The organism is Streptomyces sp. NPDC001816, from assembly GCF_042892235.1.
Lineage (GTDB): Bacteria > Actinomycetota > Actinomycetes > Streptomycetales > Streptomycetaceae > Streptomyces.
Genome location: NZ_JBIATY010000009.1, coordinates 171,498 through 192,387, shown reverse-complemented (window position 1 = coordinate 192,387; position 20,890 = coordinate 171,498). Strand labels below are relative to the sequence as shown.

Genomic DNA, 20,890 nt, shown 5'->3' with positions numbered 1-20,890 from the left:
CGCGATTCACTTGACATAGGACGGCCGGAAGTGGGCGGAGTGATGCGCACAGGGGCGCGTGAACTCCCATGCACCACCCGTGGCACTGCAAAGCGCCGCCTTGGCCTCACAGGAGTGAGGGGAGGCGGAGTCGTAGCGTCACGTTCCGCTTCCGTCTCGCTCCGTGTCGTAACCACCGGCGCGCTGGACCCGTTGGAGGGGGCATGGGCTTCACGATCGGCGGCATTCGCGAGATCCGCTCCGGCACGCGTCGACGCGGCCGCTCGTCGGAGTGCACCGCCGTCGCCGAGTTCACCGGGCTGTGGGGCTGGGACGTGGTGCCGGGCGCACGGGCGGCGGCGGGCACCTGCTCCTGCGGGCACCCGGACTGTGCGGCGCCGGGCGCGCACCCGCTCGACTTCGCGCCGCAGGTCTCGGCCGGGGCCACGCTCGACGAGGTGTCCAAGGCGTGGGCCGAGTTCCCGGGCGCGTCCGTGATGCTGCCCGTCGGCCGAGCGTTCGACGTCGTCGAGGTCGCCGAGGGCGCCGGGCGCCGCGCCCTGGTCCGTCTCGAACGCATGGGCCTTCCGCTCGGCCCGGTAGCCGCGACCCCGGACGGCCGCACCCATTTCTTCGTCGCCCCCGGCGCCGCCGCCGAGCTTCCCCAGCTGCTCTACCGCATGGGCTGGGACGACCCGTCCGCCCTGGACCTGCACGGCCTCGGCCCGGGCACGTACATCACCGCCCCGCCCTCCGACCGGGGCGGCCTCGGTCCGGTGCGCTGGCTGCGCCCGCCGGCCCTGGACTCGGCGACCCGGCCACCGGCGGCACGGCTGCTGCTGGGCACGCTGGCGTATGTGGCGCACCGGTCGCGGGCCCGCGCGTAGCGAGCCGTACAAGGCGAAGCGCCCGTCCCCAACTGCACCTTGGGAGCGGGCGCTTCTTCGCAGCGGGGGTATTTTCACTCCCCCGGCGGTCAGTCACCGATAAGGGCATCCACGAACGCCTCGGGCTCGAACGGCGCCAGGTCGTCCGCGCCCTCGCCGAGGCCGATCAGCTTGACCGGCACACCCAGCTCGCGCTGGACCGCGACCACGATGCCGCCCTTGGCCGTGCCGTCCAGCTTGGTCAGCACGATGCCGGTGATGTCCACGACCTCGGCGAACACCCGGGCCTGCACCAGACCGTTCTGGCCGGTGGTGGCGTCGAGGACGAGCAGCACCTCGTCCAGCGGCGCGTGCTTCTCGACCACGCGCTTGACCTTGCCCAGCTCGTCCATCAGGCCGGTCTTGGTGTGCAGGCGGCCAGCGGTGTCGATGAGGACGACGTCGACCCCCATCTCCTTGCCTTCCTTGACCGCGTCGAAGGCGACGGAGGCGGGGTCGCCGGCCTCCGGACCGCGCACGGTGTAGGCGCCGACGCGCTCACCCCAGGTCTGCAACTGGTCGGCGGCGGCGGCACGGAAGGTGTCGGCCGCGCCGAGGACGACGGTACGGCCGTCGGCGACCAGGACGCGGGCGAGCTTGCCGGTGGTGGTGGTCTTGCCGGTGCCGTTGACGCCGACGACCATCACGATGCCGGGCTTGCGGTCCTCGGGCTCGGTCTTGACCGTGCGGTCGACGTCGGTGCCGACGAGCTTGAGCAGCTCGTCGCGCAGCAGGCCGCGCAGTTCCTCGGGGGTGCGGGTACCGAGCACCTTCACGCGCTCGCGCAGCCGCTCGACCAGCTCCTGCGTGGGCTGCACGCCGACGTCGGCGGTGAGCAGCGTGTCCTCGACCTCCTCCCAGGTGTCCTCGTCGAGGTGCTCGCGGGACAGCAGCGTGAGCAGGCCCTTGCCGAGGGCGTTCTGCGAGCGGGACAGGCGGGCGCGCAGGCGGACCAGCCGCCCGGCGGTGGGCTCCGGGATCTCGATCTCGGGAGCCTCGACAGAGGGGGGCTCCTCCACGGCGACGGGTGCCGAGCCGCCGGGGAGATCCACCTCCTCGATCGTCCGGCGCGGTTCGTCGCGCGGCGTCTCGGCCTCGTCGCCGATGTGCGGCTCGGCCGGGGGCGCGGTGATGTCGGGCGCGGCGGGCGGCGGCGGGGGCAGCGGCTTCCTGCGCCGGCTGCCGACGATGAGCCCGCCGAGCGCGCCGAGCACGACCACGGCGATGACTACAGCAAGGATGACGGTTTCCATAACGGCTCCAGTATGCGCGACCCCCCTGCTCGGTCCGTCGTTCTGCGGTGCGGGCCGCGTGCCCCCGGGCCGGGCCGGCCCGCCGCCTGGCTTCAAGCCTGCGGGAAGCCCTTGCGGGGGGAGTCACAACCCGTCCGGTGCCAGCTGCGCAGCGTGCGCTGATCCGGGTCGCCCACTGGGCTGGAAGACGATCAACGCGGTGACCGGCGCCTACGCACCGAGTACGACGGCGCGGCCATGACCGACACCACCCGCACGCCGCAGGCGGCGGCAGAAGCGGCGAAGGCCGAGGAGGCTGAGCCTCTGGCCGTCTGACGCCCCGTCAGCTACCGTCCCCCTCCACCGAGTAGTACTGGAGGGGGACTTCCCATGCCCGTCACGGTCGTGCGTTTCAACCTCGTCGCTCCCGGCGCCGCCCCCGCCTCCCTCGCCGCCCGCTACCGGGCCGCCCTGGAGATGGCCGCGTACGCGGACGAGCACGGGATCACCACCGTCCAGACCGAGGAGCACCACGGCGCCGACAACAACTGGCTGCCGTCGCCGTTCGCCTTCGCGGGCGCGGTGTTCGGGGCTACCCGCAACATCGCGGTGACGGTGTCGGCGGTGATCGGCCCGCTGCACGATCCGCTGCGGCTGGCCGAGGAGATCGCCGTACTGGATCTGCTCAGCGGCGGCCGGCTGGTGACGGTGGCCGGGATCGGCTACCGGCCCGAGGAGTACGCCCTGTTCGACGTGGACTGGAAGCGGCGCGGCCGGCTGCAGGACGAGCTGCTGGAGACCCTGCTGAGGGCGTGGACCGGCGAGGAGTTCACGTACCGGGGCCGTACGGTACGGCTCACCCCGCGCCCGTACACCGATCCGCACCCCCTGCTGCTGGTCGGCGGTTCCTCGAAGGCCGCCGCCCGCCGGGCCGCCCGGCTCGGTCTGCCGTTCTTCCCGAGTGCGCACCTGCCGGAGCTGGAGGCGTACTACAAGGAGCAGCTCACCGTGTTCGGCACCGAGGGCTGGACGATGATGCCCGCGGCCGAGACCCCGCTGCTGCACCTCGCCGAGGATCCGGACCGGGCGTGGTCCGAGTACGGCGAGCACTTCCTGCACGAGGCCCGGACCTACGCCTCCTGGCAGTCCGGCGACATCCGCTCGGCGGTGCGGTCGGCGGCCACGACGGTCGAGGAGCTGCGCGCCGAGGGCGTGTACCGGATCCTCACGCCGGAGCAGTGCGTGGCGCAGGGTCTGGACAGTCTCGTCCTGCATCCGCTGGCGGGCGGGATGCCGGTGGAGGAGGGTTGGCGCAGCCTGCGGTTGTTCGCGGAGCGGGTGCTTCCGGCGTTGGGGGGCTGAGCTGATGGGACAACCGCTGGTCCGGTCTGGTCCGGCGGTGATCCCCTGGGCCCCGTACGACACACCGCCGCCCCCGGTCCGGGCAGTGGCCGGGCCGGGGGCGACGGACGGTACGAGGAGCCGGGCAGCGGGGACTTGGCCCGTCTCCTCGGGACTGTGGGGTCTAGCCCATCTCCTCCAGCGCCTTGCCCTTCGTCTCCTTGACGAACTTCAGGACGAACGGGATGGAGAGCGCGGCGAAGACCGTGTAGATCACGTAGGTGCCGGACAGGTTCCAGTCGGCCAGCGACGGGAAGCTCGCGGTGATGGCCCAGTTGGCGATCCACTGCGCGGCGGCGGCCACGCCCAGGGCGGCGGCGCGGATCTTGTTCGGGAACATCTCGCCGAGCATGACCCAGACGACCACGCCCCAGGACAGGGCGAAGAAGAGGACGAACACGTGGGCGGCGACCAGGGCGATCCAGCCCTGGGTCGCGGGCAGCTTGCCGTCGACCAGGTGGTGGGAGAACGCCCAGGCCTCCAGCGCGAGGCCGACGGCCATGCCGACCGAGCCGATGAGCGCGAGCGGCCTGCGGCCGATGCGGTCCACGAAGATCATCGCGATCACGGTGCCGACGATGTTGATGATCGACGTCGTGAAGGAGTAGAAGAACGAGTCCGTCGGGTCGACACCGACCGACTGCCACAGCGTCGAGGAGTAGTAGAACGCGACGTTGATGCCGACGAACTGCTGGAAGACCGAGAGGCCGATGCCGATCCAGACGATCGGCTTGAAGAAGAAGCCACCGCCGAGCAGGTCCTTGAAGGTGGACTTGTGCTCGCTGTTCATCGCCTGCTCGATCTCGGCGACACGGGCGTCCAGGTCACGGTGCCGGCCCTCGACCTCGGCGAGGATCTCGCGGGCACGGTCACGCTTGCCGACGGAGATCAGGAAGCGCGGGGACTCGGGGATCGCGAAGGAGAGCAGGCCGTACAGCACGGCCGGGACGACCATCACGCCGAGCATGACCTGCCAGGCCTCCAGGCCCATCAGCTTGCCGCGCTGGTCGCCGCCGGCGGCGTTGAGCAGGCCCCAGTTGACCAGCTGCGAGATGGCGATGCCGATGACGATCGCGGCCTGCTGGAAGGAGCCGAGGCGGCCGCGGTACGCGGGCGGGGCGACCTCGGCTATGTAGGCGGGGCCGATGACCGAGGCCATGCCGATGGCGAAGCCGCCGACGACGCGCCAGAGGGCGAAGTCCCACAGCGAGAAGGGCAGGGCCGAGCCGACGGCGCTGACCGTGAACAGCAGGGCGGCGATCTGCATCACGCGGATACGGCCGATCCGGTCGGCCATGCGGCCGGCGGTCGCGGCGCCGATGGCGCAGCCGATCAGGGCGATGGCGATGACCTGGGCGAGGGCCGCGGAGCCGATGTCGTAGCGGTCGCGGATGGCCTCGACGGCGCCGTTGATCACGGAGCTGTCGTAGCCGAACAGGAAGCCGCCCATCGCGGCCGCCGCCGCGATGAAGATGACGTGCCCGAGATGCTCGGGGTGAGCCGTCCTGGCTCCTTGCTGTGCCTGCGCTGTGCTGGTCACGAAAAACTCCTCGGGCCACGGCAACGCTGCCGGGTGGGGGTGAGCCCTCTCAGGTGGTGACACCTGAAGGTAAAAGCAACGTTGCAGAGACTATGCCTTCAAGTTTCGAAGTCAATAGTTCATCTGCTGTGAGTTTCGAGATAGGCGGAAGCGCTCTGTGTTCAATAAGTGAAGACAGAGGGGTTGATCTTGAGGGTTTGTCTAGCGGAGGCGCTGAGAGATGACCTTCGACACGCCGTCGCCCTGCATGGACACGCCATAGAGCGCGTCGGCGACCTCCATCGTGCGCTTCTGGTGCGTGATCACGATCAGCTGCGAGGACTCCTGCAGCTCCTGCATGATCCGGATCAGCCGCTGAAGGTTGGTGTCGTCCAGGGCGGCCTCGACCTCGTCCATGACGTAGAACGGGCTCGGCCGGGCCTTGAAGATCGACACCAGCATCGCCACCGCGGTCAGCGACCGCTCGCCGCCGGAGAGCAGGGACAGCCGCTTGACCTTCTTGCCCGGCGGGCGGGCCTCGACGTCGACACCCGTGGTGAGCATGTTGTCGGGGTCGGTCAGGATCAGCCGTCCCTCGCCGCCCGGGAAGAGGCGGCTGAAGACGCCCTCGAACTCGCGGGCGGTGTCCCGGTAGGCCTCGGTGAAGACCTGCTCGACGCGCTCGTCGACCTCCTTCACCACCTGGAGCAGGTCGGCGCGGGTCTTCTTCAGGTCTTCGAGCTGCTCGCTGAGGAACTTGTGGCGCTCCTCCAGTGCGGCGAACTCCTCCAGGGCGAGCGGGTTCACCTTGCCGAGCTGCTGGTAGGCGCGCTCGGCGGCTTTGAGCCGCTTCTCCTGCTCACCGCGCACGAACGGCCTCGGCCGGTTGCGCGGGTGCTCGGGGTCCTCCGGCAGCTCCTCGCCCTCGGCGGGCGGGGACGGCGGTACGGGCTGATGGGGGCCGTACTCGGACATGAGCCCCGCGGGCTCCACGCCCAGCTCCTCCAGCGCCCTGGTCTCCAGCTGCTCGATCCGCAGCCGCTTCTCGGCGCCGAGCACCTCGCCGCGGTGGACGGAGTCGGTGAGCTTGTCCAGCTCGGCCTTGAGGTCGCGGCCGGTGGTGCGCGCGGCGGTCAGCTCCCGCTCCCGCGCGGCCTTGGCGGCCTCGGCCGCGGCCCGCTCCTGCTCGGCGCGGGTCAGGGACACCTCGACATGGGCGAGCAGCTGGCGTGCGCCGGAGGCGACGGCCTCCGCGACGGCCGCCTCGTGCCGCAGCCGCGCCCGCCGCTGCTCGGCACGCACGCGTGCCTCGCGCTCCGCGCGGGCGGCGCGGTCCAGCGAGTCGGCCCGCCCGGCGAGCCCCTTCACCCGCTCCTCGTGCGTACGGACCTGGAGCCGGGCCTCCATCTCGGTCTGCCGGGCGTTGGCGCCGTCGGCCGCGAGCCGGTCCCGCACCGAGGTGTCCGGCTCCTCCTCGACCGGCATCTCCTCGGCGACGGCCAGCCGTTCGGCCAGCTCCTCGGCGTCCTGTACGGCCTTGTCGAGCGCTTCCTGCGCGCGTGCCGCAGCCGCCGTGGACCGCTCGGCCTCCCCGGCGGCACCGCGCGCCTGCCCGGCGAGCCGGCCCAGCTGCTGGGCCACGCCCGACTTCTCCCGGTCGGCGGCCCGGCGCCGCTCCCCCAGTTCCTCCACGAGCGCGGCGGCCTCGGTGCGCCGCGCGGCCGCCGCGTGCTGCGCCTCGGTGAGTTCCTCGCACCGCACCGCCAGCTCCTCCAGCTCCGCGGCGGCCTCGTCCACGGAGGCCTGTACCTCCAGCAGACTGGGCGCCCCGGCCGACCCGCCGTGCGCGAAGTGCGCGCCGAGCAGGTCGCCCTCGGCGGTGACGGCGGTCAGCTCGGGGTGGGCGTAGACGAGGTCCTCGGCGTCTTCGAGCGTGCCCACGACGACGATGCCGCGCAGCAGGCGGCGTACGGCGGGCATGAGTTCGGCGGGGCCGCGGACCAGGTCGGCGGCGAAGGGGTGTCCCTCGGGGCCGGGGCTGCCCGGGGTGCCGGCGTCCGGGCCGTGCTCCCTCGAACCGCCGCCCTCCGGCGCCCCCGCCAGCAGCAGCGCCGCTCGCCCGCCGTCCTGCTTGCGCAGAAGCCGGATCGCCTCGGCCGCCGATGCCGGTGTCGTCACGGCGATGGCGTCGGCCGCCGCGCCGAAGGCCGCGGCCAGGGGAACCTCGTGGCCCGGGGTCACCGTCAGCAGTTCCGCTGCCGGGCCGAGGAGTCCGGTGAGGCGGTCCCGGGCGCCCAGCAGTATGCCCGTGCCGTCCTTGCGCCTGAGGCCCAGCGCCAGCGCCTCGCGTCGGGCCTGGGTCGCGGCGCGCCTGCGTTCGGCCGCGGTGGCCGCCTCGCGGGCCGCGCTCAACGCGGACTCGGCCTCGGCGAGCTGTCGTTTCGCCGCCTCATGCTGTTCGGCCAGGTCCGCGTCGCCGGCGTCGAGGCCGTCGACCTCGGCCTTGAGGGCCTCGTACTCCTCCTGGGCGGCGACGGCACGTTCCTGCGCCTCGTCGCGGGCGGCGGCCAGGCGGTCGATCTCGGACTGGGCGGCTGCTGCTCGCGAGCGGGCCGCGTTGACCTGGCCGCCCAGCCGGGCCAGGCCCTCGCGGCGGTCGGCAATCGCGCGGGCCACGTCCTTCAGGCGCCGCTCCTCGACGGCCAGTTCACGCTCCAGCTCGGCGCGGTGCGCGACCGTGTCCTCCAGGGCCCGCTCGGCCGCTTCCAGGGCCGCCTCCAGCTCGGCCTCATGCTCGCGGATGCGGGCGGCCTCGCGCTCCATGTCCTCGGGGTCGCGGCCGCGCCGCTCCTCGGGGGGTGCGGAGGTGGCGCTCTTCACCCGGGCGTCGGCCAGCGAGATCGTGCCGCGCACCCGCTCGGCCAGCTGGGACAGCTCGTACCAGGTCTGCTGGGCGCGCTGCAGGCGCGGGGTGAGCTGCCGTACCTCGTCCTCCAGCAGGGCCTCCCGCTGGAGCGCCTTCTTCAGCTCCTGCTCGGCGGTTTCCTTGCGCTCCTTCAGGGCCGCCTCGTCGGCGATCTCGGTCTTCAGGGCCTCGCGCAGGCGTACGAGGTCATCGGCGAGCAGCCGCAGGCGCGCATCGCGGAGATCAGCCTGGATGACGGCGGCCCGGCGGGCGACCGCGGCCTGGCGGCCGAGCGGCTTGAGCTGGCGGCGCAGCTCGTCGGTGAGGTCCTGCACGCGGGCGAGGTTGGCCTGCATCGCGTCCAGCTTCCGCAGCGCCTTCTCCTTGCGCTTGCGGTGCTTGAGCACACCCGCGGCCTCCTCGATGAAGGCGCGGCGGCCCATCGGGTCCGCGTGCAGGACGGAGTCGAGCTGGCCCTGGCCGACGATGACGTGCATCTCGCGGCCGATACCGGAGTCGGACAGCAGATCCTGGATGTCCAGGAGACGGCAGGTGTCGCCGTTGATCTGGTACTCGCTGCCGCCGTTGCGGAACATGATCCGCGTGATGGTGACCTCGGCGTACTCGATGGGCAGCGCCCCGTCGGAGTTGTCGATGGTCAGGGACACCTCGGCGCGGCCCAGCGGCGGGCGGCCGGTGGTGCCGGCGAAGATGACGTCCTCCATCTTGCCGCCGCGCAGCGACTTGGCGCCCTGCTCGCCCATGACCCAGCTGAGCGCGTCCACGACGTTGGACTTGCCCGAGCCGTTCGGGCCGACGACACACGTGATACCCGGTTCGAACCGGAGCGTGGTCGCCGAGGCGAACGACTTGAACCCGCGGAGGGTCAGGGCCTTGAGGTGCACGCCGCTGGACTCTACCTTCCGCCGCTATCTCACTCCACGAACACTCGCAACCCCACGGTTTCGCCGTTGAACATGCAGGGCACACCAGACGTTAAAGACAGTGAAAGGATGCGGGGGAAAGAAAGAAGGGACGCCGAAGCGTCCCTTGCAACTCTGACGGCTGGGTCTCAGTCGTCTGACAACTGTGCGGTTGATTACGGGCAGCCCAACCGCTGCGACTGCTGTTGTGGAGCTGATGCAGCGATCAGGTGAGCGCAGGCTCCGCCTGGTGTGCGTCGATGCTCTCCATGATCCTGTCCTGAGAGGCGGCAGCCGTCAGCGCGTCGTTCTCCGCCTGGATCCGTCCGAGCTCGGACTCCAGGTCCTGGACACGCTGCTGCAGCCGTCGCATCTCGGCGAGGAGTCGAGGGTCGGAGCCGCCGACGTAACCGAGAAGCGCCTTTGCCATGATGGATGGTCCTCCACACTGAGTGACCGACCGATGCGGTGTGGGTCGTGAGGGATTCGCACCCGCGGTGCTTGACACACTCGAGTGTTGCTCTGCCGTTCTTACATGCCAAACAGCTAAGGTGCGCGGGGCTTTCAGCGTCTCACCAAAAAGTTTGACGGTCAACACGATCACGCCCTGTATTGGCGGGCAAACCCGGGGCGCGCGGCCTGTGAACGGCGGCGCTGCTGCTCCTGCGGGGCCCTCAGGGCGTGACGATCAGCTGTACCGGTGGAGCCTGCCATGCCTCGCTCTTCTTGGCAACCACCAGCTCATTTCTGCTCCAGGCATGTGCCCGGGGCAGATCGCTGCGGGTCGGCCTGCGGGGCTTTACAGAATCGGGTCAGCGGATGGCGAAGCCGTCGTAGCCGCCGCGGGGTGTGTCCCAGATCTCGGTGACACCGTCCACGTGCCCGGGCGTGTCGCCGCCCCCCAGCCAGTCCAGCAGCCCCTCGCAACCCACGCGCGGCCCTTCCGCGACCACCTGGACGCGGCCGTCGCCCAGATTGAGAGCAAAACCACTCAGACCGCCGATCTCCAGCGCCTTGGCCCGCGTGAACCAGCGAAAACCCACACCTTGGACGCGTCCACGGACCCAGGCAACCAGTCGAACATCCTCGCTCATGGATGCAACCTAACGGCCCAAAGTCGCTCGGAACACTTCCCCCCTCACCCGTATGGGGTACCGTCCCGACCCAATGAATCTCATATGAAACTCACTAGATCGAGTGAGTTGGGTTGACCGGAGGTCATCGCCACCGAGGCGCCGGGCGCCGGGTCGACCCCGCGAGACGAGAGAGGGCAAGGACATGGGACGCCACCGACGCTCCGCCGCCGGCCGCGGCGCCCCGGGCCGCGCCACGGGGGTCACCCACACGAACCGCCCCGTCACGGGCGGCGAAGGCCCGCTGAACTCGTACGCGGGCGACCGCGCCCCCATGGGCATCGCGCCGTACCTGAACCCCGAGGCGTACGCCGAGACCAACGCCAGGAGCACGGCCTACCTGTACGCGATGGACGCCGAGCCGTCGTGGGACGCCTCCGGCGGCAGTGGGTTCACCCCGGCCGGCGGTCCGTCCCATGGCCACCGGCACCGCAAGAAGGTCGCGAAGCCGGTGCGCACGGGCCTGCTCGGGATCTCCGCCGCCGTCGCCCTCGGCACGGTCGCGGTGACCACCGGTGCGGTACCGGGCCTGCAGCACTACCAGCTCGGCGGCGGCTCGCACACCACCGGCGGCGAGCAGGTGCAGGCCGCGGACTCCCCCAGCAACACCACCACCGAGCAGGGTGGCACCTCGGGCAGCGCGGACAGCCCGGTCGGCGGCTCGTCGTCACGCCGTGGCAGCGAACCCTCGGCGTCACCGACCCCGTCCGCGTCGGCCTCCGCCTCCGAGTCCGCCTCGGCCCCGGCCACCCCGACTAAGAAGCCGTCGAAGAAGCCGAAGCCGGCCGCCAAGCCGAAGCACACCCCGTCGTCGCACAAGGCACCCAAGGCGCCGACGGCATCCTCCGCGCCGGTGACGGTGTCGGCCCAGGCCGCCGCCGAGGCGGAGGTGCTGAAGCTCGTCAACGAGGAGCGGGCGAAGGTCGGGTGCAGCGCACTGGCGGCGAACTCCTCGCTGACCAGGCTGGCCGAGGCGTTCAGCGGCGACATGGCCGCGCGCGACTTCTTCGACCACACCGACCCGGACGGGGCCACCCCGTGGGACCGGGCCACGAAGGCGGGCATCACCGGCCTCGGCGGCGAGAACATAGCCCGCGGCCAGGCGGACGCGAAGGCCGTGATGCAGGCCTGGATGAACAGCCCCGGCCACCGCGCCAACATCCTGAACTGCGACTTCAAGACGCTCGGAGTCGGCGTGCACCTCGGGTCGGACGGCCCTTGGTGGACGCAGGACTTCGGCTACTGAGACAGCCCGTCGGGCGATGACCGTCGGGCGATGACCGTCGGGCGCTGAGCGCTCTACGCGGCGGCGCGGCCCAGTGCGAACACCTTCGCCGTCTCCGTCACCCGGCGGCCCAGGTGCTCGGCCGTGGCCACGTCGGCCTTGTGCACGCCCTCCGGGCCCTCGTCCACGTTGGTCTGGGCGGCCGCGCCCGCGAAGACGCCGAGGCGGTTGAGGTCGTGCTCGGAGCCCTCGCTGTTGTTCCAGCCGGGGTGCAGGCCGAGGTTGACCCAGTTCATGCCGTGCTGGGCGGCGAGGATCTGGAAGAACTGCAGGGTGTGCAGCTTGTCGCCGCTCTTGGAGCCGGAGTTGGTGAAACCGGCCGCCAGCTTGTCCTTCCAGTCCTGGCCGAACCAGCGCTTGGAGGACGCCTCGGCGAAGACGTGGAAGGCGCCGGAGGCGGTGCCCATGTAGGTGGGCGAACCGAAGACGATCGCGTCGGAACGGTCCAGGGTCTCCCACTGCTCGTCGGTGATCTCGTCCACCTTGATCAGATGCACCTCGGCACCGGCCTCCGCGGCACCGGCGCGGACGGCCTCGGCGAGCACGGCGGTGTGGCCGTAGCCGGAGTGGTAGGCGATGGAAATGACAGGGGTGGTCATAGGTACTCCTCGAAAGGGCAGCTCAAAAGCAGTGACCACAGGAAAGCACTAACTTCTGGTTAGTGCAACCTGGTGGTTAGCGCTGCGCCCGCGTACTCTTGCCCGTATGACCGCCACGACCCAGGAGTTCGAGGACCTCGCCTACAACGTCTTCGCCAAGGCCTGCCCCTCGCGCGGCACGCTGGAGCACGTCACGGGCCGCTGGGGCGGGCTGACGCTCGGCGCGCTGTACGAGGGCTCGCTGCGTTTCAACGAACTGCGCCGCCGTGTCGACGGGGTGAGCGAGAAGATGCTGTCCCAGACGCTGCACGCGCTGGAACGCGACGGTCTGGTCCACCGCGAGGCCCAGCCGACCAATCCGCCCCGCGTGGACTACCAGCTGACTGCGCTGGGCCGGCAGGTCGCCGAGCGGCTGCTGGCGCTCATCCACTGCGTGGAAGGGTCCATGGACGAGGTGCTGGCGGCACGCGAGGCGTACGACGCCCGGGAGCCGTCGTAGACCGACCGGGACTCAGTCCTTGCGCGGTGGCCGCTGGCACTTCGGGCAGAAGTAGCTGGACCGGTTCATCCAGGGGCGGCGGCGCATGGGGGTGCCGCACCGTTTGCAGGGCAGGCCCTCACGGCCGTACGCGTCCAGGGACCGGTCGAAGTAGCCCGACTCGCCGTTGACGTTGACGTACAGGCTGTCGAAGCTGGTGCCGCCGACGGCGAGGGCCGCGTTCATCACGTCGCGGACGTGGCCGAGCAGTTCCGTCGTGACCGGGCGGGTGAAGTTGGCCGTGGGGCGCTCGTAGTGGATGCGGGCGCGCCACAGGGCCTCGTCCGCGTAGATGTTGCCGACGCCGCTGATCAGCGACTGGTCCAGCAGGGCCCGCTTGATGGTGGTCCGCTTGCGCCGCAGGGCCAGATGGAAGGCCTCGTCGTCGAACAGCGGGTCGAGGGGGTCGCGGGCGATGTGCGCGATGACGTCGGGCAGGCCCTCGGGGGTGTTGTCGTGCAGCGAGAGGCCGCCGAAGGTGCGCTGGTCCACGAAGCGCAGCTCGGTGCCCAGGGAGTCGGCGAAGCGGACGCGGATGCGCAGATGCTTCTCGTCCGGCGCCTCGTGCGGCTGCACCAGCAGCTGGCCGCTCATGCCGAGGTGGGCCAGGACGGACTGGTTCGTCTCCTCCAGCGGCAGCCACAGGTACTTGCCGCGCCGGCTGGGAGTGCCGATGTGGTGGCCCTTGAGACGGTGCGCGAAGTCGTCGGCGCCCGCGATGTGCCGGCGCACGGCGCGCGGGTGCAGCACCTCGACGTCGGCGACGGTGCGATGGGCGACCCACCGCGCAAGACCCCGCCGGACGACCTCGACCTCGGGCAACTCGGGCATCGGGACCCCCCGTACGGACCGGTGGATGAACCGAGCGCCCGCCCGGAGACAGGCTTCGGACGGGCGCTCGGTGTTGTGCTCTTGTAGGAGGTCAGGCGGTGGCGGACGACGTGTCGTCCTCGGCGGCCTCCTTGGCCGCCTTGGCACGCTCGTCCGCCGCGGCCCGGATGGACCGCCAGGCGGACTCGGCTGCCTGCTGCTCCGCCTCCTTCTTGCTGCGGCCGGTGCCGGTGCCGTACGAGACGCCTCCGACGCGGGCGGCAGCAGTGAAGGTCTTCTCGTGGTCGGGGCCGGTCTCCGTGACCAGGTACTCGGGCACGCCGAGCCCCTCGATCGCGGTGAGCTCCTGGAGACTGGTCTTCCAGTCCAGGCCGGCTCCGAGGTTCGAGGACTTCTCGATCAGCGGGTCGAAGAGCCGGTGCACCAGCTCGGACGCCGCGTCGAGGCCCTGATCGAGATAGACCGCGCCGATCACCGCTTCAAGGGTGTCGGCAAGGATGGACGCCTTGTCCCGGCCGCCCGTGCCCTCTTCACCCCGGCCGAGCCGGATGAAGGCACCCAGGTCGAGGCCGCGGCCCACTTCCGCCAGCGCACGCGAGTTGACCACCGCGGCCCGCAGCTTGGCCAGCTGGCCCTCGGGCAGGTCGGGGTGGATGCGGTACAGCGTGTCCGTGACGACGAGGCCGAGCACGGAGTCCCCGAGGAACTCCAGCCGCTCGTTCGTCGGCAGACCGCCGTTCTCGTACGCGTAGGAACGGTGGGTCAGCGCGCGCACCAGAAGGGCGGACTCGAGCTGGTAGCCGAGCCGCCCTTCCAGAAGCGTGTGGGACGAGGCCGTGTTGTCCGCCTTCTTCTTGGCGGGTGCGTCCGCCTTGGCGTCTTCCGCCTTCTTGGGACTGGACACAGTGCCTCTCACCAGCCCGCTCAGACTTCGAGGACCTGGCGCTTGTTGTAGGTGCCGCAAGACGGGCACGCGATGTGCTGCTGCTTGGGCTCGTGGCAGCGCTCGCACGCAACCAGGGTGGGGACCGCAGCCTTCCACTGCGACCGGCGGTGGCGCGTGTTGCTGCGCGACATCTTCCGCTTCGGAACAGCCACGGCTACTTCTCCTGCTTCTCGTCGGCGTGCGCTGATGGAAGCGCGCCGCCGCTCATCTCGTCCTTCTCGCCGTCTCCGAGTGAACCGGCGAGTCCCTGCAAAGCCGCCCAACGGATGTCGACGGCGTCGTGGTGGTGGTCCGGGTCGTCCGCGAGCCGCGCTCCACACTCGGAGCACAGACCGGGGCAGTCGTCCTGGCACACCGGCTGCATCGGCAGTGCGAGCACCACCGCATCACGCAGCAGAGGTTCGAGGTCGAAAAGTCCGTCCTCGAGGAAGAACCTGTCCTCGTCGTCCTCGGCGTCGTCGCCCGGTTCCGCGATCACACGGCCCCGGTCGTCGGCGTCAGGGTACGAGAACAGCTCCTGGAAGTCCGCTTCGAGCTCCAGCCCGACCGGCTCCAGACACCTTACGCACTCCCCCTCGGCCTGTGCACGGGCGGTGCCTGTGACGAGCACACCTTCCATGACCGACTCGAGTCGGAGTTCGAGCTCCAGCGGGGCACCTTCCGGCACTCCGATGACTCCCTGGATACCGAGATCCGCGGGAGCGTCGATCTCGCGGGTCAGGCGCTGCAGCGCGCCAGGACGCCGACCCAGCTCGTGCGTGTCGAACACGAGGGGGTTGCGGTGGTCGAGGCGGGCGTTGGGAGCCATTCCTGCTTTCGATCTTCGAACTCGGAGGGACGCCGCCCATCGATATTCCCGGGCAGCGTTGATCGCGGACGTACGCGCGACCGAAGAGCCAGGATACTGGACCTTTCGCTCAGGGCCCAATCCGGTACCCGGCCACCGCTCATCGGAGGCGTATCGGACAGGTCCTACAGGCCCCGGCCCTGCTCGTAGGCGCGCAGCTGCTCCGCACTGATCATGCTCGTGTCGAAGAGGCTCGTCTCGTCGAGAGCGTAGCCCTGCTGGGACTGGGGCTGCTGCTGGGGCTGAGGGGGCTGCTGAGTCTCGTAGCCGGCCTGCTGGGCGTCGTAGCCCTGGTAGGCGGCGTAGGGATCGGCCTGCTGGTAGCCGTACGGGTCCTGCTGGGCGTAGTCGGACTGCTGCGGGAAGCCCGCGTACGGGTCCGGCTGCTGCTGGTAGCCGTAGGCAGGCTGCGGCTCGTACAACGGCTGCGGCGCCTGAGCAGGCTGAGCCGGCTGGGCCTGGGCCGGGCGCTCGGCCGGGGTGTCGGCGAGGGCCGCGAGGTCGGCGAGGTAGTCGGCGTCGCTGGAGTGCTGGAACGTCGTGGTGTCGTCGGCGAGCGCGCCGAGGTCGTCCGTGGCGATCCGGCCGTGCAGCTTCTGCCGACCGCGGCCGACGGCATCCAGGGTCTTGGCGAGGACCGCCTCGAAGGCGCCCAGCTTGGCGTCGACGTAGGCGTCCGCGTTGTGGCGCAGGGTCTCGGGGTCCAGGCTGCGCTCGGGGGCGTCCTCGTCCTCGTAGCCGTTCTCGTCCAGGCCGGGCCCGGTGCCGAGCAGCTTCTCGCGGCCGCGGCCGACCGAGCCGAGAGTCTTGGTGAGGACGACCTCGAAGTTGGCGAGCTTGGAGTCGACGTAGTCGTCGGCCTCGGCGCGGACCTCCTCGGCCTCCGTGCGGGCCTCGGCGAGGATCCGGTCGGCCTCGGCCTGGGAGCGCCGGGCGATCTCGGTGTCGGAGATCAGCGAGCCGCGTTCGGCGTGCGCGTTCCCGATGATCCGCTCGGCCTCCTGGCGGGCCTGCTCGACCATCTGCTCGCGGTCGCCGATCAGCTCCTGCGCCTGCGCGAGGGAGCCGGGCAGGGCCTGGCGCACCTCTTCGAGCATCGCGAGCAGCTCGGCGCGGTTGACCACGCACGACGCCGACATGGGCATGGACCGGGCGCCGGAGACCGTGGAGACGATCTCGTCGAGCTTCTTCTGGACGTCCACCTGTGCTCGCCACTCTCTACAGCTGTGTTGGAGACGGACGGGACGACTGTAGCCCGTTCAGTCCTTGCGCAGACGCGCGTTGAGGGCCTCGAGGACGGGGGGCGGCACCAGGTGGGAGACGTCGCCGCCCCAGGCCGCGACCTCCTTGACGAGCGAGGAGGACAGGAAGCTGTAGGTCGGGTTGGTCGGCACGAACAGCGTCTCGACTCCCGTGAGGCCCATGTTCATCTGGGCCATCTGGAGCTCGTAGTCGAAGTCGCTGACCGCGCGCAGGCCCTTGACGATGGCCGGGATGTCGCGCTGCTTGCAGTAGTCGACGAGGAGGCCGTGGAAGGCCTCGACGATCACGTTGCCGTACTCGGCGGTGACCTCGCGGATCAGCTCGATCCGCTCGTCGATCTCGAACAGGCCCTTCTTGGACTTGTTGATCATCACCGCGACGTAGACCTCGTCGTACAGACGGGAGGCGCGGGCGATGATGTCGAGGTGTCCGTTGGTGATCGGGTCGAACGACCCGGGACAGACGGCGCGGCGCACTTGTGATCCCTCGCTCTCCGGTCCGGTCATCGTGCGTCTTCGCACGTAGAGGCGGCGCGACCGTACCAAAACGTTCCCTCGCCGTAACGACGGGACCGGAGGGCCTCGAAGCCGTCCGGCCAGTGGAATTCACCGCCTCTGGTGCTGCGCTCCACGGTGACGAGCGCTTGCTCAGCGAGCCAGCCTTCGGAGTGGAGTGTGAGGAGAATCTCGCGAAGATCGTGATCTGTGACAACGTACGGGGGGTCGAGGAAGACGAGGTCGTACGGCTCGGCGGGAGGTGCCGTTCTGATCACTTGTTCCGCTTTGCCCGCCCTCACCTCGGCGCCGGGGAGGCCCAGGTTTTTCACGTTCTCGCGGACGGTCTTCGCGGCGCGGGCGTCCGCCTCGACGAGCAGCGTGTGGCTCGCGCCCCGGGAGAGGGCCTCCAGGCCTACGGCGCCCGAGCCCGCGTAGAGGTCGAGGACCCGTTCGCCGTCCAGGGGGCCGCCGAGGAGGGACTGCCAGGTGGAGAAGAGGCCCTCGCGTGCGCGGTCGGAGGTGGGGCGGGTGCCAGTGCCTGGCGGCACGGCGAGACGACGTCCGCCGGCTGCGCCGGCGATCACGCGGGTCATCTTCGGTCCTTGGTTGTGGGTGTGTTCACGTTCAGTGTGGCTGGTCGCTCCCCCAAGTTCTCGGCTTCGCTCGAACAGGGGGCACCCCCACCGCGGCGGCGCCGCATATCGGTATTGTCTCGCGCCCCTTGGAAAGTCTCTCTCACCCCTTTTCCAAGTACTGCTCCCTTTCCTCGTCCAGGAGGGCATCCAAGGCTGTGCGTAGGCCTGGGAGGTGCTCCAAGTCAGGATCAGCCGCTACGACCTGCGCCGCCTCCTCTCTCGCCTCCGCGATGACCTCCTCGTCCTCGATCACGGCCAGGACCCGGAGGCTGGTGCGGGCGCCGGACTGGGCCTGGCCGAGGACGTCGCCCTCGCGGCGCTGCTCCAGGTCGATACGGGAGAGTTCGAAGCCGTCGAGGGTGGAGGCCACGGCGTTCAGGCGCTGGCGGGCGGCGCTGGCCTCGGGCATCTCGGTGACCAGCAGGCACAGGCCGGGGGCCGAGCCTCGGCCCACGCGGCCGCGGAGCTGGTGCAGCTGGGAGACGCCGAAGCGGTCGGCGTCCATGATCACCATGGCGGTGGCGTTCGGGACGTTCACGCCGACCTCGATGACCGTGGTGGCGACCAGGACGTCGGTCTCGCCGGCGGCGAAGCGGCGCATGACCGCGTCCTTGTCGTCGGGGTGCATACGGCCGTGGAGGATCTCGACCCTGAGGCCCTGGAGGGGGCCCTTGGCCAGGTGGTCGGCCACGTCGAGGACGGCCAGCGGCGGGCGCTTCTCGGCCTCGTCCTCCGGGGACTTCTTCGCCTTCTTCGGGTCCGCCGCCTCGTCGATGTCGTCGCCGATCCGGGGGCAGACGACGTACGCCTGATGGCCGTTCTCCACCTCCTCGCGCACCCGCTCCCAGGCGCGGGCCAGGAAGTGCGGCTTGTCGGCGGCGGGGACCACGTGGGTGGCGATCGGGGAGCGGCCGGCCGGGAGCTGGTCCAGGACGGAGGTCTCCAGGTCGCCGAAGACGGTCATCGCGACCGTGCGCGGGATAGGGGTGGCCGTCATGACCAGCAGGTGCGGGGGCTGCTTGCCCTTGCCGCGCAGGGCGTCGCGCTGTTCCACGCCGAAGCGGTGCTGTTCGTCGACGACGACCAGGCCGAGGTCGTGGAACTGCACCTTGTCCTCGATCAGCGCGTGTGTGCCGATCACGATCCCGGCGTCCGCGGTGACGAGATCGAGCAGCGCCTGACGGCGTGCGGCGGCGCCCATGGAGCCGGTGAGCAGCACGACCTTGGTGGCGTGCTCGGCGCCGCCCAGCATGCCGCCCTCGGCCAGCTCGCCCATCATCTCGACGACCGACCGGTGGTGCTGCTGGGCGAGCACCTCGGTGGGCGCGAGCATCGCCGCCTGGCCGCCCGCATCGACGACGGCGAGCATGGCGCGGAGGGCCACCATCGTGTTGTGCGTCACCGCGAAGTGGTCGGTGACATAGGCATGGCTGCGGTGCGCGACGCTGATGCACTGGACCGGCTTGCGCCCCACGTACTCGACCGCCCGGATCCCACGCCGGAAACTGTTGTACTTCGGCCGCGGGCCGACGCGCTCTGCCTTGCGGGTGAGCCTGAAGGGGGCGTACTCGTCCGGCAGTGCCACAGAGACGTTGAAGGCGGACTTCTTGGGCAGGATGCGCGCCCGGCCGCCCAGCGACCGCACAAGCCAGGCGACGTCCTCCGCCAGCCTCACCGAGGCCGAGCACAGGGAAATACTCATGCCGTTTGCGTCAACAGTGCCGTCGGTGTCCAGGAGGCCCTGCAGGAGAGCGAGACGGTTCTTGATCGATGTGTTCTTGAATTCTTCGGGGATGAACTTCCCCTGCGAAGTCCGACCCCACAGTCCCAGGTCGCGCAGGATCTGGATGACGGGATTGCGGACTCCACCCGACCGCTGAGTCAGCTGAATCGTGTAGTCACACCGGGAACCAGTTACCGGAACGAGCCGGCACTCAGGCCCCACAGAAGCTCCCACCGCGTCACGGATCTCCGTGTCGATGGTGGAGATCCGCAGGTTGTGCCGGAATGAGCCGTCACCGAGCAGGAGCCCGAACAGGTAGGGGTCGAGGGGAAGTACGGAGTCGTCGCCCAGGTCCACAGGAGTCGCCGCCGGGAGGTACCACTTCGACGATCCGTTGGCCTTGAACAGGTCGTGACGGATTTCCCGTGTGGTCATCACTTTGGGCGGCTGACCGCGATGCCAGGCACAACTTGTGCCAACGATCCAGAGGTGTTCATCGTCGCATTCCACGGAACTGTCATCGGAAAGCACGATGCGCCACACATCTCGCTCGCCTTGCGGAAAGACTCCATCGATGAGGGCGATCTCTCCGGCGGGCGTGACGACCGTGTCCCCTACCTGCATGTCGCCCATCCGCCGGAAACCCGAGGGTGTCAGCACAAGCGAGTCCAGCGGCTGGGCCTTTCCCGATCCGACTTCCCCCTGCAGCAGCCGGTGCATCGGATGCTCCGTCGCCAGGTCGTCGAAGATCTCCTTGGAGACCTTCTGCTGGCCCTCGGTGAGGGTGAAGGGCAGGCGGTCGTCGAAGGCCGTGAGGATTCCGTCGGGCTTGGGCCGGCGCGGCACGGCGGGGAGTTGGGCGTCGGCGTGGCGGCGGCGGGCCAGGGCGACCTGGAGGACGAAGGCCTCGTCCCACTTCAGCCGGGCGCGGGCGTCGGCGATGTCGGCCTTGGTGTGCGGGCGGTGGATCTTGAGCAGGGCCTCGGGGAGCGTGACCAGGCCCCGGCCCTCCCGGAGGGAGGGCGGCAGCGGGTCGAGCACCTCCTGGGCGCTGGGCAGCACCGTCTGGACGGCCTTGCCGATCTTCCAGGACTCCAGCTTGGCGGTGGCCGGGTAGATGGGGATCAGGGCGCCGGCCCAGGTCTCGACGGTCTCGTCGCCGTCGCCGCGCAGCAACTCGTAGGCAGGGTGGGCGAGTTGGAGGCGGCGGTTGAAGACGGAGACCTTGCCCGCGAACATCGCGCGGGTGCCCGGCAGCAGTTCCTTGTGGGGCTTGTGAACGCCGTTGCCGAAGAAGACCAGTTGGAGCCGGCCGCTGCCGTCCGTGATGGTGACCTCCAGGCGCTGGCCCTTGCCGCGCGGGGCCTTGGCGGAGGCGAAGGTGTGCAGGCGGGCGTCGGCGACCTGGGCGACCACCGTGACATGTTCGTCCATGGGGAGGTCGGCGAGGTGCGTGAGCTGGCCGCGCTCCTCGTATCTGCGCGGGTAGTGGTGCAGCAGGTCGCCGACGGTCTGCAGGCCGAGGTGCTCGGCCATCACCTTCGCGGTGGCGGGGCCGAGCACCTTCTTCAGTGGTTCTTCCAGTGCGGGCACGAGATCCATTGCACACCACCGCACTGACAATGCCGAAGACGTGCCCCCTCGGGTCCGCGCCCTCGTGCCGTATACGTGCCCGGAAGCGCTGGTCAGGGGTGCTGTTCCGGGCCTA

At 70.3% G+C, this 20,890-nt stretch carries 18 protein-coding genes; 4 read left to right on the top strand and 14 right to left on the bottom strand.

Going from position 1 to position 20,890, the window contains the following annotated elements; genetic code table 11:
• Positions 1-203: 203 nt before the first annotated feature.
• Positions 204-866, top strand: a complete 663-nt coding sequence (locus ACFYZZ_RS29930; RefSeq protein WP_389182322.1) for a bifunctional DNA primase/polymerase — start codon at positions 204-206, stop codon at positions 864-866.
• 89 nt (positions 867-955) lie between these two features.
• Here the strand turns inward: ACFYZZ_RS29930 and ftsY are convergent, their stop codons facing one another.
• Positions 956-2,158 carry a signal recognition particle-docking protein FtsY gene (gene ftsY, locus ACFYZZ_RS29925; protein ID WP_389182319.1) on the bottom strand — a complete coding sequence of 401 codons (1,203 nt, stop codon included), beginning with the start codon at positions 2,156-2,158 and terminating at the stop codon, positions 956-958.
• A 369-nt stretch (positions 2,159-2,527) separates the two neighbouring features.
• Between ftsY and ACFYZZ_RS29920 the strand changes: the two genes are divergently transcribed.
• Positions 2,528-3,499 carry an LLM class flavin-dependent oxidoreductase gene (locus ACFYZZ_RS29920; protein WP_389182316.1) on the top strand — a complete coding sequence of 324 codons (972 nt, stop codon included), beginning with the start codon at positions 2,528-2,530 and terminating at the stop codon, positions 3,497-3,499.
• Between the two features lie 163 nt (positions 3,500-3,662).
• Here the strand turns inward: ACFYZZ_RS29920 and ACFYZZ_RS29915 are convergent, their stop codons facing one another.
• The 4 genes from ACFYZZ_RS29915 to ACFYZZ_RS29900 all read right to left on the bottom strand — a co-directional run bounded on the left by ACFYZZ_RS29915 (position 3,663) and on the right by ACFYZZ_RS29900 (position 9,979).
• Positions 3,663-5,078, bottom strand: coding sequence for a sugar porter family MFS transporter (locus ACFYZZ_RS29915; RefSeq protein ID WP_389182313.1), 1,416 nt, complete (start codon positions 5,076-5,078; stop codon positions 3,663-3,665).
• 201 nt (positions 5,079-5,279) lie between these two features.
• The gene (smc, locus tag ACFYZZ_RS29910) at positions 5,280-8,867 is read right to left on the bottom strand and encodes a chromosome segregation protein SMC (RefSeq protein WP_389182310.1); all 3,588 of its coding nucleotides are present in this window, start codon (positions 8,865-8,867) and stop codon (positions 5,280-5,282) included.
• Positions 8,868-9,111: 244 nt separating this feature from the next.
• Entirely contained in the window at positions 9,112-9,315 is a 204-nt protein-coding gene (locus ACFYZZ_RS29905; RefSeq protein ID WP_067004905.1) for a hypothetical protein, read from the bottom strand.
• A 382-nt stretch (positions 9,316-9,697) separates the two neighbouring features.
• Entirely contained in the window at positions 9,698-9,979 is a 282-nt protein-coding gene (locus ACFYZZ_RS29900; RefSeq protein WP_386576500.1) for an acylphosphatase, read from the bottom strand.
• Positions 9,980-10,163: 184 nt separating this feature from the next.
• Here ACFYZZ_RS29900 and ACFYZZ_RS29895 point away from each other — a divergent pair, with 184 nt between their 5' ends.
• Positions 10,164-11,264 carry a CAP domain-containing protein gene (locus ACFYZZ_RS29895; protein WP_389182306.1) on the top strand — a complete coding sequence of 367 codons (1,101 nt, stop codon included), beginning with the start codon at positions 10,164-10,166 and terminating at the stop codon, positions 11,262-11,264.
• 53 nt (positions 11,265-11,317) lie between these two features.
• Here the strand turns inward: ACFYZZ_RS29895 and ACFYZZ_RS29890 are convergent, their stop codons facing one another.
• Positions 11,318-11,902 carry a flavodoxin family protein gene (locus ACFYZZ_RS29890; protein ID WP_389182303.1) on the bottom strand — a complete coding sequence of 195 codons (585 nt, stop codon included), beginning with the start codon at positions 11,900-11,902 and terminating at the stop codon, positions 11,318-11,320.
• Between the two features lie 106 nt (positions 11,903-12,008).
• Between ACFYZZ_RS29890 and ACFYZZ_RS29885 the strand changes: the two genes are divergently transcribed.
• Positions 12,009-12,401, top strand: a complete 393-nt coding sequence (locus tag ACFYZZ_RS29885; RefSeq protein ID WP_386576503.1) for a winged helix-turn-helix transcriptional regulator — start codon at positions 12,009-12,011, stop codon at positions 12,399-12,401.
• Between the two features lie 12 nt (positions 12,402-12,413).
• On the opposite strand, the gene mutM is transcribed toward ACFYZZ_RS29885, so the two are convergent.
• The 8 genes from mutM to ACFYZZ_RS29845 form a co-directional block, all read right to left on the bottom strand.
• Complete coding sequence (mutM, locus tag ACFYZZ_RS29880; protein WP_389182300.1) at positions 12,414-13,271, bottom strand: bifunctional DNA-formamidopyrimidine glycosylase/DNA-(apurinic or apyrimidinic site) lyase; 858 nt, start codon at positions 13,269-13,271, stop codon at positions 12,414-12,416.
• Between the two features lie 91 nt (positions 13,272-13,362).
• Positions 13,363-14,187: a ribonuclease III gene (gene rnc / locus ACFYZZ_RS29875; RefSeq protein ID WP_386576505.1), complete on the bottom strand. Its 825-nt coding sequence runs from the start codon at positions 14,185-14,187 to the stop codon at positions 13,363-13,365.
• 8 nt (positions 14,188-14,195) lie between these two features.
• The gene (gene rpmF, locus ACFYZZ_RS29870; protein WP_003951102.1) at positions 14,196-14,369 is read right to left on the bottom strand and encodes a 50S ribosomal protein L32; all 174 of its coding nucleotides are present in this window, start codon (positions 14,367-14,369) and stop codon (positions 14,196-14,198) included.
• Between the two features lie 2 nt (positions 14,370-14,371).
• Entirely contained in the window at positions 14,372-15,025 is a 654-nt protein-coding gene (locus ACFYZZ_RS29865; RefSeq protein WP_389182297.1) for a YceD family protein, read from the bottom strand.
• A gap of 164 nt (positions 15,026-15,189) precedes the next feature.
• Positions 15,190-16,266 (bottom strand): ATP synthase F0 subunit B, encoded by a 1,077-nt coding sequence (locus ACFYZZ_RS29860; protein WP_389182295.1) that lies wholly within the window; start codon positions 16,264-16,266, stop codon positions 15,190-15,192.
• A gap of 57 nt (positions 16,267-16,323) precedes the next feature.
• The gene (gene coaD, locus ACFYZZ_RS29855; RefSeq protein ID WP_389182688.1) at positions 16,324-16,803 is read right to left on the bottom strand and encodes a pantetheine-phosphate adenylyltransferase; all 480 of its coding nucleotides are present in this window, start codon (positions 16,801-16,803) and stop codon (positions 16,324-16,326) included.
• A 26-nt stretch (positions 16,804-16,829) separates the two neighbouring features.
• The gene (gene rsmD, locus ACFYZZ_RS29850) at positions 16,830-17,417 is read right to left on the bottom strand and encodes a 16S rRNA (guanine(966)-N(2))-methyltransferase RsmD (protein WP_389182293.1); all 588 of its coding nucleotides are present in this window, start codon (positions 17,415-17,417) and stop codon (positions 16,830-16,832) included.
• A gap of 142 nt (positions 17,418-17,559) precedes the next feature.
• Complete coding sequence (locus ACFYZZ_RS29845; protein ID WP_389182290.1) at positions 17,560-20,784, bottom strand: helicase-related protein; 3,225 nt, start codon at positions 20,782-20,784, stop codon at positions 17,560-17,562.
• Positions 20,785-20,890: the final 106 nt, after the last annotated feature.

Excerpts from the sequence above, each read along its gene's own strand:
- ACFYZZ_RS29930 (WP_389182322.1), top strand. The coding sequence starts at position 204 with ATGGGCTTCACGATCGGCGGCATTCGCGAGATCCGCTCCGGCACGCGT.
- ftsY (WP_389182319.1), bottom strand. The coding sequence starts at position 2,158 with ATGGAAACCGTCATCCTTGCTGTAGTCATCGCCGTGGTCGTGCTCGGC.
- ACFYZZ_RS29920 (WP_389182316.1), top strand. The coding sequence starts at position 2,528 with ATGCCCGTCACGGTCGTGCGTTTCAACCTCGTCGCTCCCGGCGCCGCC.
- ACFYZZ_RS29905 (WP_067004905.1), bottom strand. The coding sequence starts at position 9,315 with ATGGCAAAGGCGCTTCTCGGTTACGTCGGCGGCTCCGACCCTCGACTC.
- ACFYZZ_RS29900 (WP_386576500.1), bottom strand. The coding sequence starts at position 9,979 with ATGAGCGAGGATGTTCGACTGGTTGCCTGGGTCCGTGGACGCGTCCAA.
- ACFYZZ_RS29895 (WP_389182306.1), top strand. The coding sequence starts at position 10,164 with ATGGGACGCCACCGACGCTCCGCCGCCGGCCGCGGCGCCCCGGGCCGC.
- ACFYZZ_RS29890 (WP_389182303.1), bottom strand. The coding sequence starts at position 11,902 with ATGACCACCCCTGTCATTTCCATCGCCTACCACTCCGGCTACGGCCAC.
- ACFYZZ_RS29885 (WP_386576503.1), top strand. The coding sequence starts at position 12,009 with ATGACCGCCACGACCCAGGAGTTCGAGGACCTCGCCTACAACGTCTTC.
- mutM (WP_389182300.1), bottom strand. The coding sequence starts at position 13,271 with ATGCCCGAGTTGCCCGAGGTCGAGGTCGTCCGGCGGGGTCTTGCGCGG.
- ACFYZZ_RS29865 (WP_389182297.1), bottom strand. The coding sequence starts at position 15,025 with ATGGCTCCCAACGCCCGCCTCGACCACCGCAACCCCCTCGTGTTCGAC.
- rsmD (WP_389182293.1), bottom strand. The coding sequence starts at position 17,417 with ATGACCCGCGTGATCGCCGGCGCAGCCGGCGGACGTCGTCTCGCCGTG.
- ACFYZZ_RS29845 (WP_389182290.1), bottom strand. The coding sequence starts at position 20,784 with ATGGATCTCGTGCCCGCACTGGAAGAACCACTGAAGAAGGTGCTCGGC.